Source organism: Microcoleus sp. D2_18a_D3 (assembly GCF_036702455.1).
GTDB lineage: Bacteria > Cyanobacteriota > Cyanobacteriia > Cyanobacteriales > Microcoleaceae > Microcoleus.
In genome coordinates this window covers 27590-43502 of record NZ_JAUBTK010000066.1, presented here as the reverse complement: position 1 = coordinate 43502, position 15913 = coordinate 27590, and the positions used below count along the sequence as shown (strand labels likewise).

Here is a 15913-nt window from a genome sequence, read left to right as displayed (position 1 = left end):
TTCACCATCGACGCTCTAACCCTTGCTGCTACACCCATCTGAGTTTTGTTAAGAAAGATGTGAGTAAGGCATAGCTTGTTAAGGGGGGTTAGGGGGGATCTAGCCCGTCTAATTCCCTACAAATAACTAAGCCAAAAACTGGAATTGAGAACCGTTAACTGCCAAAGCAAAAGGACTTGCCTGTTCAAATGCACCGACAAGTTCAAAGCTGTCCGTGTTTAAAACTATCCCCACAATCTGTCCGGTATTTATGTTTTCAATCACCATGTCGTTGATAATTCCGTCGTTATCGTAAGCAATCAAATTGTCGTCTTCAAAGAAAAGGTTTAGTTCTGTTAAACCGTCCGTCAAACCGATACGATCGCCCTCGTCAAAGTTAAAATCGGTAACGACATCTGCTCCATTTATATCAAATGCTTCATCGTTGCTTCTGAGCACGAATATGTCACCACCGAGGCCTCCCGTGAGCACGTCAACTCCCCGATCGCCCGCGATGAAATCGTCGCCCTCATTGCCCTCTAAATCGTCGTCTCCTTGCCCTCCCCGCAGGATATCGTTGCCAAATCCTCCAAAAATAACGTCGTTTCCGGCATCGCCCCTAACTACGTCGTTGCCTTCATTTCCGTCCACTATATCGGCATCTTTGCCACCGTAAAGGATGTCGTTCCCGCCGTTACCTGCGATAACATCATTGCCGTCATTTCCCAACAATCTTTCGTTGGAATCGAAGGAACCTGCTATGGTATCGTTGCCGCCGAGTCCCCAAACTCCCCAGGGGAAAGAGAACAAGTTTCCTGCTCCTACGTCGATATCATCTGCTGTAGCGAATCCCAAAAGACGTGGCCCGCCGCCAGCAAATACAGGAAATCCTGTCGAATCGGCGATGAGATTGTTAACCGTTAAAGCCATAACTATGTCCTTTCAAAAATCCTGTTAGCTGTATTATATATGTTAATTCTGGCGTTGCCAAATAGCAAGTTATATTGGAATTTTTCTCGCAAATTTATTTGCTAAATTAGTGACAAGCAACCTGCTTGCCAATTATTAATTACCAATTACCAATTACCAATTACCAGGGCTGTGCTTCCTTCAACCCAAACCTGCTATATATCTCGCCTCTGAGTCAAATAGCATTAGTTGCTGACACTATCCGCTACTGTCTACCGCTTATAATGGGTGTTACCCGCCAGGTGGTAAACACGTTGATATCACCTATAACGTCGAGACTGAGAGGTTGTTTGTGAATAAAAGTAAAAGTCCCTGGGCCCATCCTCCGAGAAAACACCCAGTTTCCGATACCCACACACAAACTTTACAAACAGGATTTAAGCTCTTTACAAAGCCATAATCGCCGATCGCTGATATTCTTTGGCCAAATCCACTGCTTTCAGGTGTTTTACTCATGTCTACTCCTAAATCGTCTTCCCCTCAAAACAACAACAACTCCGTAAAATCGCCAGCGACAGATATCGTCCCAACACAGCAAGACAGTAACAACCTGCCCAGCGAACCAAGTATAGAACAGCTACTGGAAGCTTTGGCGGGCAAAGTACCCAGTCAATCTTCTGAAATTGAACCCTTGAAAACGTGGAAACAAGATTTACAGCGATTGTTTCAATTTCTCGGCGACCGCCGCGTTTTAATCGCAGTAATGGAACCGGGAACTTTGGCCCTGCGGTACGCTAACGCGGCATTTTGTCGCTTGGCCGGTTGGGAGGAAACGTCCTTGGCAACTCAATTTACCAACGGTTGGTTTGCAGAAACTGACATCACTCTGCTGGAACTGTTCGAGGATTGGGGCGGCAAAACAGCAGAACAATTGTACCGTCGCCACCTTTTGCACTGGGTATTTAAGCAATATTATCAAATTGACATCGACGGTTTGCGGGTGCTAGAAGAACCTGTCACGGCGAGTGTAAAAAACCCCAAACACCGAGAACCAAGATTTATAGAATTTTGGCTGGGTTCGGAACAGTTAAAAATTACTCGAATTGACTCAAAAATAGATGAATTTGCGGATATTTCTTTAAGATTAATGCCTGTTGCGGAACGGGAAGCTTGGCTGATGCAGCCGAATCAACTGGAAAATTTAGCCGATCGATTGCAGTTGGATAATTACCGCGTAGAAGGTTTGCTGCTGCTAGAAGGTTTTGATGTCACCGTACAGGAGCAAATTCGGCGGCTGACTCAGTTATTGATCGATCAAGATTCGATGCTGCGGCCAGACAAATTTGAGAAAATCGATCGGTGTTTGCGATCGCTTTTCAATGCTGACGGCACTTTGCTGCTGCGCCCCGACGGCGAACAGGTACAGCTATTAGTTGCAAAAGACGGCCAACATTTGCAGCCGATTCTTTATTCAATGCACTCCCTAGAAGCTTCTCACTTTTTGAAGGCCACAGCAGCAAATCAAGTTTGGAACGTGCCAGACTTGCGTAGGGAGTGCGAAACCGAGTGCGATCGAACTTTGCGGAGAATGGGAACTCGATCGATGCTGCTGGTGCCCCTGGTAGTCAAATCCGTCACCCGTGAGGGGTGCGGGGTGCGGATTTTGGGAGTCGTGGGGCTGTTGTGCGATCGGCCAAACCACTTCAACGGCATTGACGCTCAACACGCCCAAGAACTCATTCCCGCCTTCATTGCAGCCCTGCGGCAAGCCATCCAGGAGCGGTTTACCCACATTCACAACATCCACCCCGCAGTCGAGTGGCGGTTCGCCCAAGAAGCAGAAAGGCGAAGTTGGGGACTGCCTCCAGAAACAATCGTATTTGCTGATGTTCATCCGCTGTACGGAATTTCGGACATTCGCGGTTCTAGCGACGAAAGAAATCGAGCCATTCAAACTGATTTGCTCGAACAATTCCGCTTAGGTTTAGTCATAGCTGATGCCGTTTGCCAAACACAAACTACCCACCTCGGCGAGCAACTGCGGCTCGACTTGCTCGACTACATCCAGCATTTAAAACAAAAAGTAACAGTCGATATGGAGGTGCGAGCCGCCGAGTATTTAAACGAGCATTTAGAAGTATATTTTGACTATTTTGTGCAGTGCGGGCCCAAGGTTCAGGCAGCCGTTGAAGCTTACCAAGCAGCCTGTGAAAATGAACATAACTGCGTTTACAGCGATCGCAATCGCTACGACCAAATGCTGAACTTAATCAGCACCAAACTCCAAGAAACCTGGGCCCGCTGGCAAGAAAAAATGCAGCAAATTTTGCCGCACTACTGCGACATCGAATGCACCGACGGCATGGATCACATGATTTATGTAGGAAAATCCATCGATCCCAAATTTAGCCAGTTTCACCTACACAGTTTGCGGTACGAACAACTGCGAGCAATTTGCGATTGTGGTCGCACAGTTTTTCGCCTGCAAGCCGAGTCTCAAATTAACATGGAACTCGCACATTTAGTATTAGTGCAGAATACTACAATCGACATTTTTCACAACGAAAACACCGAAAAAATGTTTGATGTCAAAGGCACTCGCGACATCCGCTACGAACTTGTCAAAAAGCGGATCGAAAAAGCCGTTGACAAAGACGCACAAGAGCGGATTACCCAGTCGGGGATGTTGACTGTCGTTTATTCCACCGAGGAAGAGTGGGAAGAATATGAGCAATACTTGCGCTACTTGTCTCGCGAAGGTTGGGTAGAGCCAAAAGTTCAGACTGGCATGGTAGAATCACAACAAGGAGTCAGCGGTTTAAAATTCGCCCGCGTGCGTATTTTGCCTGAACCGGAATCTATTTCTACTATCTGTGAAGTTACAGTAGTCAGCGATTGATAACCCGTTCAATTGCCTGTTTGACGCAGAGTGCGATCGCTCCCATCTCCTGTTGTTTGACGCGGAGTGCGATCGCTCCCATCCCCCTGAAAAACTGTGCAGCGAAAGCATTCGGGACTCCCACACAAGACCAATATTACATTTAAGATGTTTGTTGACACCAACGACCAAGCCCACATTTTCACGTAGTGTATCTTCCCTGTGATTGCGAATCGCAAAATACACGATCGCAATCACACCCAATCAAGATTAAGTAGTGTTAATCTAATAAAAATTAGCTCCTGTAATTTCTAACTTAAGTGATGTTAACCTTATCAGAATACCAAATAAATTCTACTCTGCACGAAGGCGTCGAAACAATAATCTATCGCGCACAAACACCGACAGACGCGCCCCCAGCAATTCTGAAAGTCCTCAAAGCCGAATATCCCTCCCTCGAAGCCATTACCAGGCTCAAACACGAATATCAAATCCGCCAAAATTTAGACAGCGAACAAATCGTCAAAGCCATCAGTCTCGAAACATTTGACCACCGATTAGGAATCGTTTTAGAAGACTTTGGGGGCGAATCCCTCGCCAAACTTCTGGAAAGAGAAACCTTGAGCCTGCAAGCAAATTTAAACATCGCCATCCAAATAGTCAAAGCCTTACAATACCTGCATTTTCAGCACATTATTCACAAAGACATTAAACCCAGCAACATCATAATTAACTCGCAAACAAAACAAGTAAAACTCACCGACTTCGGCATTGCTACAAAACTCAATAAAGAAAACCCGCAATTTAACAATCCCAACTCAGTCGAAGGCACCTTAGCCTATATGTCCCCCGAACAAACCGGGAGAATGAACCGCACCCTCGACTACCGCACAGACTTTTATTCGCTTGGTATCACATTATATGAAATGCTGACTGGAAAATTGCCTTTCCGCAGCAACGACCCATTAGAAATAGTTTACAGCCACATTGCAGTTCAACCAATATATCCCCATCAAATCAATTCAGAAATACCTGTCGCCATCTCAGAGATAGTGATGAAATTGATGGCAAAGAATGCCGAAGATAGATATCAAAGTGCGGCCGGATTGTTAGCCGACTTAGAAATTTCTTTGCATCAGTTAGAAACCACCGGAAAAATTGCCGACTTCATCCCCGGACGCTTAGATATTCTCAGCCAATTGTTAATCCCCCAAAAATTGTACGGTAGGGAAAATCAAGTTAATGAATTGCTAGCAGCATTTGAACGTGTAAGAGGGGGTTTAGCTAACAACTTGTTAGGAAAAGTAGCAACCTTAGAACAAAAGTCGCCCCCATCAGGAAGCAGCGAATTAATGCTAGTATCAGGCTACTCCGGCATCGGTAAATCAGCCGTAGTCAACGAAGTTAGCAAGCCAATTACCAGGTCAAAAGGTTACTTCATCAGCGGCAAATTTGACCAGTTAAAACGCAACATTCCTTATGCCTCATTAATCCAAGCATTTAACTCCCTGCTGCGGCAGTTGCTAACAGAAAGTACACTTTCATTAGAAATATGGCGCAGGAAAATTTTAACAGCAGTGGGAACAGATGGTCAAGTAATTGCCGACGTAATTCCAAAAGTTGAATTAATCATCGGCAAACAGCCAGAAGTCCCAGAACTTGCCCCTGTAGAATCCCAAAATCGATTCAATCGGGTATTCAAAGAATTTATTCGCGTTTTCGCCCAAAAAGAACACCCCCTAGTTATCTTTTTAGACGATTTGCAATGGGCAGATTCAGCAACATTAAAGTTGATGCAAATACTGATAACTGACCCTGACCAGGAATATTTGTTGCTAATCGGTGCCTATCGAGACAATGAAGTTAGTCCGACCCACCCCTTAATTCAGACTGTAGAAGAAATTGAAAAAACTGGTACCATAGTCAACAATATCGTGTTGCAACCGCTGGATTTAGCAAATGTGACGGAATTAGTCACTGAAACACTTAACACTTGCACAGAAAAAGTAACAAATCTAGCGGATTTAATCTGGAATAAAACGGGCGGCAATCCTTTTTTCTTGACTCAATTACTCCAAGCACTTTATCAAGACTCTCTTTTAAAATTTGATTTTAATCACATTCCCAATGAGGAAAATCAAAGTGGTTGGTATTGGAGTATCGATGAAATCCAAGCCATTGGAATCACCGATAAAAGTGTGGTGGAACTGGTAGCTTCTCGCATTGAAAAGCTGCCCGCAGCGACGCAAGAAGTGTTGAAGCTAGCAGCTTGCGTGGGAGATAAATTTGCTCTAGATGTGCTGTCACTTGTCAGCGAAAAGTCAGCTAATACGACAGCAACTGAACTTTATTCAGCTTTGCAAGCCGGGTTAATTCTGCCCTTGAGCGATGCTTATCGCATTCCTTTAGTTTTCGATCGAGCCGAATCAATCAATCTCAAGTTAGACACTTCGCGGGTTAGTTACAGATTTTTGCACGATCGCGTTCAGCAAGCCGCATATTCGCTAATTCCCGAAGACCAAAAGCAATTAACCCATTTAAAAATCGGTCAATTACTGTTACAGAATACTCCCCCAGACAAGCTAGAAGAAAACATCTTTGATATCGTCAATCAATTGAATGTCGGAATTGACACGATTAGCCAACAGTCAGAAAAAACTCAGTTGGCACAATTAAATTTAACTGCTGGACGCAAGGCAAAAGCCGCTGCTGCCTATGAAGCTGCTGTTAGGTATTTGCGGGTTGCTATGGAATTATTGCCTGCGGATTCTTGGCAAAGCCACTATGACTTAACGTTAGCAATTTACGAGTCAACAGCCGAAGCTGAATACTTAAACATTAACTATGAATCTTCAAAAAAGCTGGTTGACATTGTACTTCAAAACTCTAAAAGTTTACTGGAAAAAGTGAATGTTTATGAACTTCAAATCCAGTCTTATAACGCTCAAAATAGAGTGGTAGAAGCACTCAATACAGGACTGGAAGTGCTGAAACTGTTAGGCATTTCTTTTCCTCAAAATCCCCACGCGCTAAATATTATGGCGGGACTGAGTAATACCAAACTGAGCTTGGGATTAAAACGAATTGAGGATTTAGCTAACTTGCCAGAAATGATTGATCCCGAAAAACAAGCAGCCATGCGGATTTTATCAGGGATTCTCAGCAGTGCTATTCAGGCAAAACCCCCACTGATACCGCTGCTGGCATTTAGGATGGTAAAGCTGTGTATTAAATACGGTAATTCGCCTTATGCAAGTATTGCCTACGTTTATTATGGCGTAGTTATGTGCAAGCTAGGGGACATTAGTTTGGCATACCAATTCGGTCAACTGGCAATTAGGCTGTTAGACAAATTTCCCTCCCGTTCAATCAAAAGTAGAGTTTATGCAACATTTGGTTCTTTTATTCACCACTGGAAAGCCGCTCTCAAGTCAGGATTAGGCGATCTGAAAGAAGGTTTTAAAAATGGGATGGAAACTGGAGATTTAGAATTTGCTGGTTATGCTATAGGTGCATATTGCTTAAACAAACTGTCGATAGGAGAGCCTCTAGATTTGGTGGATCAGGAGACGGGTAAATATATGAAACTAATGCAGCAATCTCAACTTGAAATGGCTGTACAGTATATAAGTATAGCAAGGCAGATAGCCCTCAATTTGCGCGGTCAAGCTGTCGAACCCTGTCATTTAGTTGGTGAGAGATTTAATGAAGTCAAAACGCTCCCCATTTTAATAGAATGTAAAAACTTTTTTTTAGTTGGTTTGGTTTATCATGCCAAAACTCAGCTTAATTTTATCTTCAGAAATTACGCGCAAGCATTAAATAATTCAAGATTATTTGAGAAACATGAGGAGTCTGTAGCCGGATTTGATGTGGTGGCTCTGAATAATTTTTACTCCTCTCTCAGTATCATAGCTTTGTATCTAGCAACTGGCAAAGGGGAACAAAAGCAATATTTGGAAAAAGTGCTGCAAAACCAAAAGAGGATGAAAAAATGGGCAGTTCATGCTCCGATGAATTACCAACACAAATACGACTTGGTTGCAGCCGAGATAGCGCGAGTGTTGGGGCAAAATACCGAAGCAATGGAATTGTACGATCGCGCAATTGATGGAGCTGCCAAAAACGGTTATATTCAAGAGGAAGCATTAGCCTATGAATTAGCCGGAGAATTTTATCAAACTTTGGGCAAAGAGATAGTTTCTCAAGCATATCTGACTAAAGCCTATTATGGATATATCCATTGGGGAGCCATAGCTAAAGTTAAACATTTAGAATCAACACATCCTTTCTTAGCAGCACAGACGCGCACAATTCCAACTCCAACCCTCGATGTCACCCGCACTGCCACGGGAAATACTACCAGTAGTAGTTTAGGCGATTTCTTAGACTTAGCTACTTTTATTAAGTCGGCGGAAGCCATTAACGGTGAAATTGTTCTCGAAAAATTGTTGACCAAATTAATCAAAATTATTTTAGAAAATGCGGCGGCTCAAAAAGTAGTGCTACTGCTGCTGAAAAACGATATCCTCTGCATAGAAGCTACGGGCAGTTTTGCGGAGGATAAAGTGACACTTTTACCCTCTATTCCCGTAGAAAATTGTCAAGATGTTCCCCTGTCTGTGATTAATTACGTACAGCGCAGTCAAAACCATCTGGTTTTAGACAATGCGACTGTCGCGGAACCTTTTAAGGTAGATACCTACATTGAGAAATATCAACCAAAATCAATTCTCTGTTTGCCGATTATTTATCAATCTCAGCGGCGCGGAATAATTTATCTAGAAAATGCTTTGACGGTAGGAGCTTTTACAGCAGAGAGAGTGGAAGTATTCAAAGTGTTAATTTCTCAAGTTGCTATTGCTGTAGAAAATGCTGGTTTGTACGCGCGGGAGAAAGAAAAATCTCAACAGTTAGAAAAATCTTTCAATGAATTGCAACAGGCGCAACTGCAACTCATTCAAAGCGAAAAAATGTCTGCTCTCGGCAATTTGATTGCAGGGGTTGCTCACGAAATTAACAATCCGCTTGGTTTTATTGCGGGCAATCTGGATGCTGCTGCTGAGGCGAGCTTAGATTTGATTGATTGCTTACAACTTTACCAAGAAAAATTTCCTAATCCTGGAGATGAGTTAGAGGATAAAGCATCGGAAATTGATTTAGAATATTTGATCGAAGATTTGCCTAAAATGCTTTTATCTATGAAATCAGGTACAGAGCGCATCCGCAATATTAGCAAGTCTTTGCGGACTTTTTCCCGCGCTGACAGTGCAAATAAAGTGTTAGCAAATATTCATGAGGGCATCGACAGCACTTTGATGATTTTACAGTATCGTCTGAAAGCTAAAGATACTCGCCCCGCGATTAAAATTATCAAAGAATACCGAGATATCCCGCCTGTTAAATGTTATTTTGGGCAACTGAATCAGGTATTTATGAATGTGCTGGCAAATGCGATCGAGTGTTTTGACGAATTCAATCAGGGTCGTACTTACGCGGAAATTGAAGCTTTACCGAATACGATCGCCATTATCACTCATCTCGGAGAGGATAACAACAGTGTGGTGATTAAAATCAAAGATAACGGTCAAGGGATGTCATCGGAGGTCAAGTCGAAAATATTTGACCATTTATTTACTACCAAAGGAGTAGGGAAAGGTACGGGTTTGGGGTTGTCTATCAGTCGGCAAATTGTGGAAGAAACCCACGGGGGTAAACTAACTTGCGAATCGGTGCTGGGAGAAGGTTCCGAATTTGCGATCGCCCTGCCGCTTTGATAAAATTTATTCACCACGCTTACCCAATCAGTCATTGCCAATTGTTTAATCTCAAATCTCAAATCTCAAATGTTATGACTTGTGCTTAACACACACTTGGAAATTTGTCAATTGCTAAATATCTATCAAATAGTCCACAGTTCACTGTTTAAAGCAGGCAGTATGCAGTTACATTATTAGCTAAATGTAATAACTATATTTGATAGGAGTTTTTCGAGTGAACGCTGCCGAACAAGCCAAAAATATAGAAGTTGCCAGCAAAATTGCTGCGGTTGTTAATTTATTCAAGTCCGAATTCCCGGATGCAAAAGTCGATTTGAAACCTTGGATGAATGACCAGGATACCAGAGAACTTGTAGATCCAGATTCGATCGACATTGGCTTCCATTTTCCCGGCAGAAGTCGCTTGCTGCAAAGCCGCAGCATTTTGATTCAAATCCGATTTTACCAAGATCCGGTGGAAGGATATCGGCGCGCGATCGGAGTTGAGGCCGCCGGTTACGATCATAGCGGTCAGCAGTGGCACTTTTCTACTGTGGAAAATTGGAATTTTCTCGGCCTAACCGAACCTGCGGTGGAGTCGGCGCAAAAACTCAAAGACTTTTGCCAGCAGATATTCGATTTGTTTAATTAATCTTTTTGAGGACTTCAGTTTTCACTGCGAACCTGTTTGTACTAAGGACTTTAGTCCTTGCTATTATCGCAATTGTCGATCGACTTACAGCCAACTGGATAAACAGATTTGTAAGTAGTCGATCGCTTGCCAAACAAAGTATAGCGGTTATCGCGGACTTGTTCGTACACGCGATCGCCCATCCACTTCATCCCCGGCATTGCCCGGTAAGCAGCCACAAACACCTCACCTCCCGGCAATATCCGCCCTATTTCCTCCGCCGCATCGCTGCCCTGCCAGCGCCGTTCCGGGCTCTTGCCATCTATCAAAATCATCCCCATTTCGCAGTCGCCAGACGTAATCCCAAAGCGATTTAATTGCTCTAAATCTTGCATGGGAATATACTCAAACCGCGTGCCTTGGTCTAAGGTTTCTAGTAACTGTACCAAAGTAACGCAGAGATTGCAATTGCCGTCATAAATTACGTTATATTTCATGGTTATGGGGAATAATGAATTGGACATTGGGCATTGGCCAAACAGGGCATTGGTAGTAAATAACTACTGACTACTGACTGCTGACTACTGACTACTGACTACTGACTACTAACTACTGACTATTCCCCACAGGAATCTCGATCGCAAATTCCGTGCCTTGACCCGGTGCAGAATCGCACTTAAGCAGCCCGCCGTGTTTTTCCACCACAATTTGATAGCTGATAGACAGCCCCAAACCAGTACCTTTACCAGGTTCTTTCGTAGTAAAAAATGGATCGAACAGCCTTTTGTGAACATCTATCGGAATCCCCGGCCCGTTGTCAGCAATCCGAATCACAATATGAGAAGGATGTGGCATTGAATCATCAGAAACAGTAGAATCTGCTTGCATCAAAGCATCCTGTTCATATTTTACATCCGTACAAATCCGCAGCGTCGGCGAAGGACAATAAGGAATAGGCGCCAGTTGTCCCTCTGCCCACTGTCCACTCTCCATTGCCTCTTCCAAAGCATCAATTGCATTGCCAATAATATTCATAAAAACCTGATTCAACTGTCCTGCATAACACTGTACGCGGGGCAAATTCCCGAACTCTTTGAGCAGCACAATTTTAGGACGCCCTGCCGTTTCTTTCAACCTGTGCTGCAAAATCAATAAAGTGCTTTCAATCCCTTCGTGAATATCCACCTGCTTTTGTTCGGATTCATCTAATCGCGAAAAATTCTTCAGTGACAGCACAATTTGGCGAATTCGTTCGGCTCCCATTTTCATCGAATTTAGCAGATTCGGCAAATCTCTGAGCAGAAAATTCAAATCGATATCATTTATCTCTTGTTGAATAATCGGTGTTGGGTGCGGGTATTCCTGCTGGTAAAGTTGCAGAATTTTTAGCAAGTCTTGAAAGTAATCGTCAGCGTGCATGACATTGCCGTAAATAAAGCTAACTGGATTGTTTATTTCGTGAGCAACGCCAGCGACTAATTGCCCCAAACTTACCATTTTTTCATTTTGAACCATCATGCTTTGAGTTTTATGCACGTCCCGCAGGGCTTTTGCCAATTCTTCATTTTTAGTCCTCAATTGACTTTCGGAAAGCCGCACCGCTTCTTCTGCGTGTTTGCGATCGGTAATATCTTTGCGAATTGCTACATATTGATGGGGTTCTCCGCTGGTATTTAAGAAAGGTACAATGGTAGTATCCAACCAGAATAATGTGCCGTCTTTAGCTTGATTTTTCATTTCTCCCCGCCAAACCTTTCCCTGGCGGATTGTTGACCAAAGCTGCTTGAAAAAATCGGCTGAGTGATAGCCAGAATTGACAATTCTGTGGGTGTGGCCGAGCAGTTCTTCTCGGGAGTATTTAAAGAGTTCGCAAAATTGCTCGTTGACATAGGTAATGGCTCCGAATTCGTCGGTATTCGAGACAATTGCCGATTGATCCAAAGCAAATTTTTCAAATTCCAACTCTTGGAGAGTTTGGCGCAATTCTGCTTCTGCTTGTTTGCGATCGCTAATATCGGTAATCATCCGCAACACCCCGGAAAATTCGCCCTCACCGTCGAACATCGGCGTCGCCGACACGATCGCCCACAAGTGAGATCCGTCTTTGCGAGTAAACTTAAAATCGTGGCGTTCCCGAAGGCCTTGGCGCCTGCGCTGGACGTAACTTTCTGCTATTTCCCTAGACTCGCAGTCGATAAACTCAAATAGCGATCGCCCCAGCATTTCCTCCACAGTATACCCCAGCATTTCGGCCATCATGCTGTTAGCAAAAGTCGTGATACTTTCGCTGTCAAACATCCAAACGCCCTCAGAAGCCGTCTCGACAATGCAGCGGTAATAATTCTCCCTCTCCCTGACTGTTGCCTCTGCTTGCTTGCGATCCGTAATATCAGTTTGCACCGCAATAAAACCTTCGAGTTCCCCATTTTCTTGATAAATTGGGGCGATCGAAAGCGCCACCCAATAACCCTTTCCATCCTTTTTGTAATTGTAGATTTCCTGATTAAACGGCACCCCCGCAGCCAAAGCCGATCGCAGTTGAGCAATAGTTAGCGGGTCTGTTTCAGGGCCTTGCAGTACATCACCCGGTTTTTTTCCCTGCACTTCTGCCAGCACATAACCGCTAATCCGAGTAAATCCTTCATTCACCCATTCAATGCAGCCTTGAGCATCAGTAATAATCACACCATTTTGGGTTTTTTGAGCCACAATAGCCAACCGCGACAATTCGGTTTCATTTTTTTTGCTTTCCGTAATATCTTCAGCAATACCCAGAATGTACTTAGGCGCGCCCGAATCGTCAAACAAAGGAACTTTTTTCGTGTGCAAAATCCGCTTTCCTCGGTGCGGAAGTTCGATAGTTTGTTCGGGCAAATCGACGCCTTTTCTCGTGGCCAGCACTTCTAAATCTTGTGCTTGCAAGTAATTGGCATGATCTGACTCGAACAAGTCAGCAGCATTGTTTAAGATCACTTCATCCCTGGAATAGCCAAACAATTCTTCGCTAGCAGTATTCCAATAAATAAATTTTTGCTCTACAGCATCTTTAATAAAGACGCTAATCGGCAGATTTTGCAGTACCGCATTCAGAAAATCTTGAGTGTTTCGCAGGTTTTCCTCAGCACGCTTTCGTTCCGTAATATCCAAAATTACTCCGTCGAGATAGACAACCCGACACAGAGAATTTGCGATCGGCGAAATCGGCGAAACCGGCGAAACCACAGCCGACAACAAGCCCTCAATTTGCCCTTGTCCCTCTTGTCTTCCTCTCGCCTCGTCCGCCTCGCAGCAAACAGCTTTGCCTTTTTCGTAAACCCAGCTAATGCCGCCGTCAGCCCGGACAATCCGGTATTCAAGGATGTACGGAGTTCTGGTTTCTACACTTTTTGTGACAACAGCATCCACATTTGTGCGGTCTTGAGGATGGATAATGCTGGCAAAAGAACGGACGCGATCGTTGATAAAATCAGAAGATGGATAGCCTGATATTTCTTGAACCGCCTCGCTCAAAAACGCCATTGTCCGTGTTAATTCCCCGTCGTCCGTATACTCGCAGGTACAGCGGTAGACAGCACCGGGAATATTAGCTACTAAATTTTTATATTTTTCTTCGCTTTTTAACAAAGATGAGCCGTCTTCGTTATTGGGATCGCCGTTCTTAAATTTAGAAGAATTCGAGGAAATTTGCATGATTTTTTCACTTGTGAGTGCGGGGGCAAGTGGTACAGTAGATGACCCTATAAAAAGTGAATTAAATTTGCGAAATAATTCGTTATAAACTAATATAGTACAAAATTAGTTCTGCGAACATTCAGAAAATTTGAGGGTGGCTAATAGGTAGAGCTAATCAAGGCTAGAGATGTAGAAAACAGTTCGGAAACGCATTATCTAACGGATTGAACGCATTTAACGTATGTATGTTGAGGTTCGAGGGAAACAGGGAAGATTTTCCCCTTTCTCGTTTTCCCACTCCCCCTCTCTCCCCATCTCTCCCTCTGCCACTCCCCCACTCCCTCACTCTCGTTACAATAAGATAAGTGGCCTTGTTACTGATCGCCCCTCAAACAAAACACCGTCAGGAACCTCAGCCTTTAGGCATGAGGCTTGAAGGAGAAATCTAACAAGCCGTTCTGACGGGCCTCAGTCTTAACTGACTACGTTTTTCGAGTCATGACACCCTGGGATGCGTAGCTAGTCCTTTGCTCTGTCGTTGAGAGTTAAACAGTTCTAAGGTAACAGGAACAGTGCTTTCAACCTAACAAGCTCTTAAAACTTTGGCGAAGCTAACTTTACTCCGAAAAGAGATTGAGGCAACCATACCTCACGCCTTGGGGCAACCATACCCCTCCACCCCGCGAGGGGATTCAATTCAATGTAAAGCCGTCCTAAAAGGACGGGGTTTCAAACCCATAGTTCTGATGACTCAACAACAACCCCGGATTTGCATTCTCGGCGGAGGCTTCGGCGGACTCTACACAGCCCTGCGCTTGAGTCAGTTACCCTTCTCCAAAACCGAAAAACCCGAAATAGTCCTAGTTGACCGCCGCGATCGATTTTTGTTCGTTCCCCTGCTGTACGAACTCCTGACCGGCGAACTCCAAACCTGGGAAATTGCCCCGCCGTTTGCCGAACTCTTGGAAAACACAGGCGTGCGCTTTTGTCAAGGTACTGTTTCCGGCATTGATGTAGAGGAAAAGCGAGTGCAGTTGCACGACGGCCCAGAAATTCCGTGCGATCGCCTGGTTTTAGCTTTAGGCGGCGAAACCCCCCTAGATATGGTGAAAGGTGCGGTTGAATACGCTTACTCATTTCGCACTCTCGACGACGCCTACCGCTTAGAAGAAAGATTGCGGTTTTTAGAAGCCAGCAACACCGACAAAATTCGGGTTGCGATCGTCGGCGCCGGTTATGCGGGAGTAGAATTAGCTTGTAAATTAGCCGATCGACTCGGAGACAAAGGTCGCGTGCGGTTAGTCGAGCAAGGGAACATGATTCTGCGGACATCACCGGAGTTTAACCGCGAAGCCGCCACCCAAGCATTAGAAAAACGCAAAGTGTGGATCGACTTAGAAACAGAAGTAGAGGCGATCGAAGCGGACACAATATCCTTACTTTACAAAGGACAATTAGATGTTCTCCCCGTAGACATAGTGCTGTGGACAGTAGGAACTCAAGTTAGTCAAGCAGTGCGATCGCTACCCCTCAAACAAAACCAGCGCGGTCAATTAACAGTCAATTCGCAAATGCAAATTATCGACCATCCAGATATATTTGCCTTGGGAGACTTAGCAGAATGTCACGATGCAAATGGTCAAAAAGTCCCCGGAACAGCCCAAACAGCCTTCCAGCAAGCTGACTACACCGCATGGAACATTTGGGCATCCCTCACCGGCCGCCCATTACTTCCTTTCCGCTATCAGCCGCTAGGAGAAATGATGACATTAGGAATTGACAACGCCACCCTAGCCGGTTTAGGAATTAAACTCGACGGACAACTAGCCCACATTGCTCGCCGCCTAGCCTATCTCTATCGGATGCCAACATTTGACCATCAACTAAAAGTTGGTTTCAATTGGATTAGCAGGCCGATTCAGGAGTTGCTTAAAAGTTAATCGATGCTTCTTCAAATAGATCGGCAACAGGCAAGATGCCTGTTCCACAAAAATTCAATGTTCTTGTGGAATGGGCATCTTGCCCGTTCCCAAAAAATTCAATGTTCTTGTGGAATGGGCATCTTGCCCGTTCCCAAAAAATTCA

Annotated in this window: 8 protein-coding genes; 4 read left to right on the top strand and 4 right to left on the bottom strand. The window is 44.4% G+C overall.

What is annotated here, in order from left to right; translation table 11 throughout:
- Positions 1 to 126: 126 nt before the first annotated feature.
- A complete protein-coding gene (locus QUB06_RS25115) occupies positions 127 to 909 on the bottom strand; it encodes a calcium-binding protein (RefSeq protein WP_333437598.1) in 783 nt (260 codons plus the stop codon).
- Positions 910 to 1402: 493 nt separating this feature from the next.
- Between QUB06_RS25115 and QUB06_RS25110 the strand changes: the two genes are divergently transcribed.
- Positions 1403 to 3787, top strand: a complete 2385-nt coding sequence (locus tag QUB06_RS25110; protein WP_333437597.1) for a GAF domain-containing protein — start codon at positions 1403 to 1405, stop codon at positions 3785 to 3787.
- On the opposite strand, the gene QUB06_RS25105 is transcribed toward QUB06_RS25110, so the two are convergent.
- Positions 3777 to 3911 carry a hypothetical protein gene (locus tag QUB06_RS25105; protein ID WP_333437596.1) on the bottom strand — a complete coding sequence of 45 codons (135 nt, stop codon included), beginning with the start codon at positions 3909 to 3911 and terminating at the stop codon, positions 3777 to 3779. The two genes, QUB06_RS25110 and QUB06_RS25105, sit on opposite strands and share 11 nt — an antisense overlap.
- Positions 3912 to 4089: 178 nt before the next feature.
- On the opposite strand from QUB06_RS25105, the gene QUB06_RS25100 reads away from it, so the two are divergent.
- Together QUB06_RS25100 and QUB06_RS25095 are read left to right on the top strand one after the other, a co-directional pair.
- A complete protein-coding gene (locus tag QUB06_RS25100) occupies positions 4090 to 9543 on the top strand; it encodes an AAA family ATPase (protein ID WP_333437595.1) in 5454 nt (1817 codons plus the stop codon).
- A 217-nt stretch (positions 9544 to 9760) separates the two neighbouring features.
- Positions 9761 to 10177, top strand: a complete 417-nt coding sequence (locus QUB06_RS25095; RefSeq protein WP_333437594.1) for a hypothetical protein — start codon at positions 9761 to 9763, stop codon at positions 10175 to 10177.
- 50 nt (positions 10178 to 10227) lie between these two features.
- Here QUB06_RS25095 and QUB06_RS25090 read toward each other — a convergent pair whose 3' ends face one another.
- Entirely contained in the window at positions 10228 to 10653 is a 426-nt protein-coding gene (locus tag QUB06_RS25090) for a DCC1-like thiol-disulfide oxidoreductase family protein (protein ID WP_333437593.1), read from the bottom strand.
- A gap of 112 nt (positions 10654 to 10765) precedes the next feature.
- Complete coding sequence (locus QUB06_RS25085; RefSeq protein ID WP_333437592.1) at positions 10766 to 13846, bottom strand: PAS domain S-box protein; 3081 nt, start codon at positions 13844 to 13846, stop codon at positions 10766 to 10768.
- Between the two features lie 728 nt (positions 13847 to 14574).
- Between QUB06_RS25085 and QUB06_RS25080 the strand changes: the two genes are divergently transcribed.
- Complete coding sequence (locus tag QUB06_RS25080) at positions 14575 to 15768, top strand: NAD(P)/FAD-dependent oxidoreductase (protein WP_333437591.1); 1194 nt, start codon at positions 14575 to 14577, stop codon at positions 15766 to 15768.
- Positions 15769 to 15913 lie beyond the last annotated feature (145 nt).

Bases quoted from the DNA above. Each gene is read 5' to 3' on its own strand.
- QUB06_RS25115 (WP_333437598.1), bottom strand. From the start codon at position 909: ATGGCTTTAACGGTTAACAATCTCATCGCCGATTCGACAGGATTTCCT.
- QUB06_RS25090 (WP_333437593.1), bottom strand. From the start codon at position 10,653: ATGAAATATAACGTAATTTATGACGGCAATTGCAATCTCTGCGTTACT.
- QUB06_RS25085 (WP_333437592.1), bottom strand. From the start codon at position 13,846: ATGCAAATTTCCTCGAATTCTTCTAAATTTAAGAACGGCGATCCCAAT.
- QUB06_RS25110 (WP_333437597.1), top strand. From the start codon at position 1,403: ATGTCTACTCCTAAATCGTCTTCCCCTCAAAACAACAACAACTCCGTA.
- QUB06_RS25100 (WP_333437595.1), top strand. From the start codon at position 4,090: ATGTTAACCTTATCAGAATACCAAATAAATTCTACTCTGCACGAAGGC.
- QUB06_RS25080 (WP_333437591.1), top strand. From the start codon at position 14,575: ATGACTCAACAACAACCCCGGATTTGCATTCTCGGCGGAGGCTTCGGC.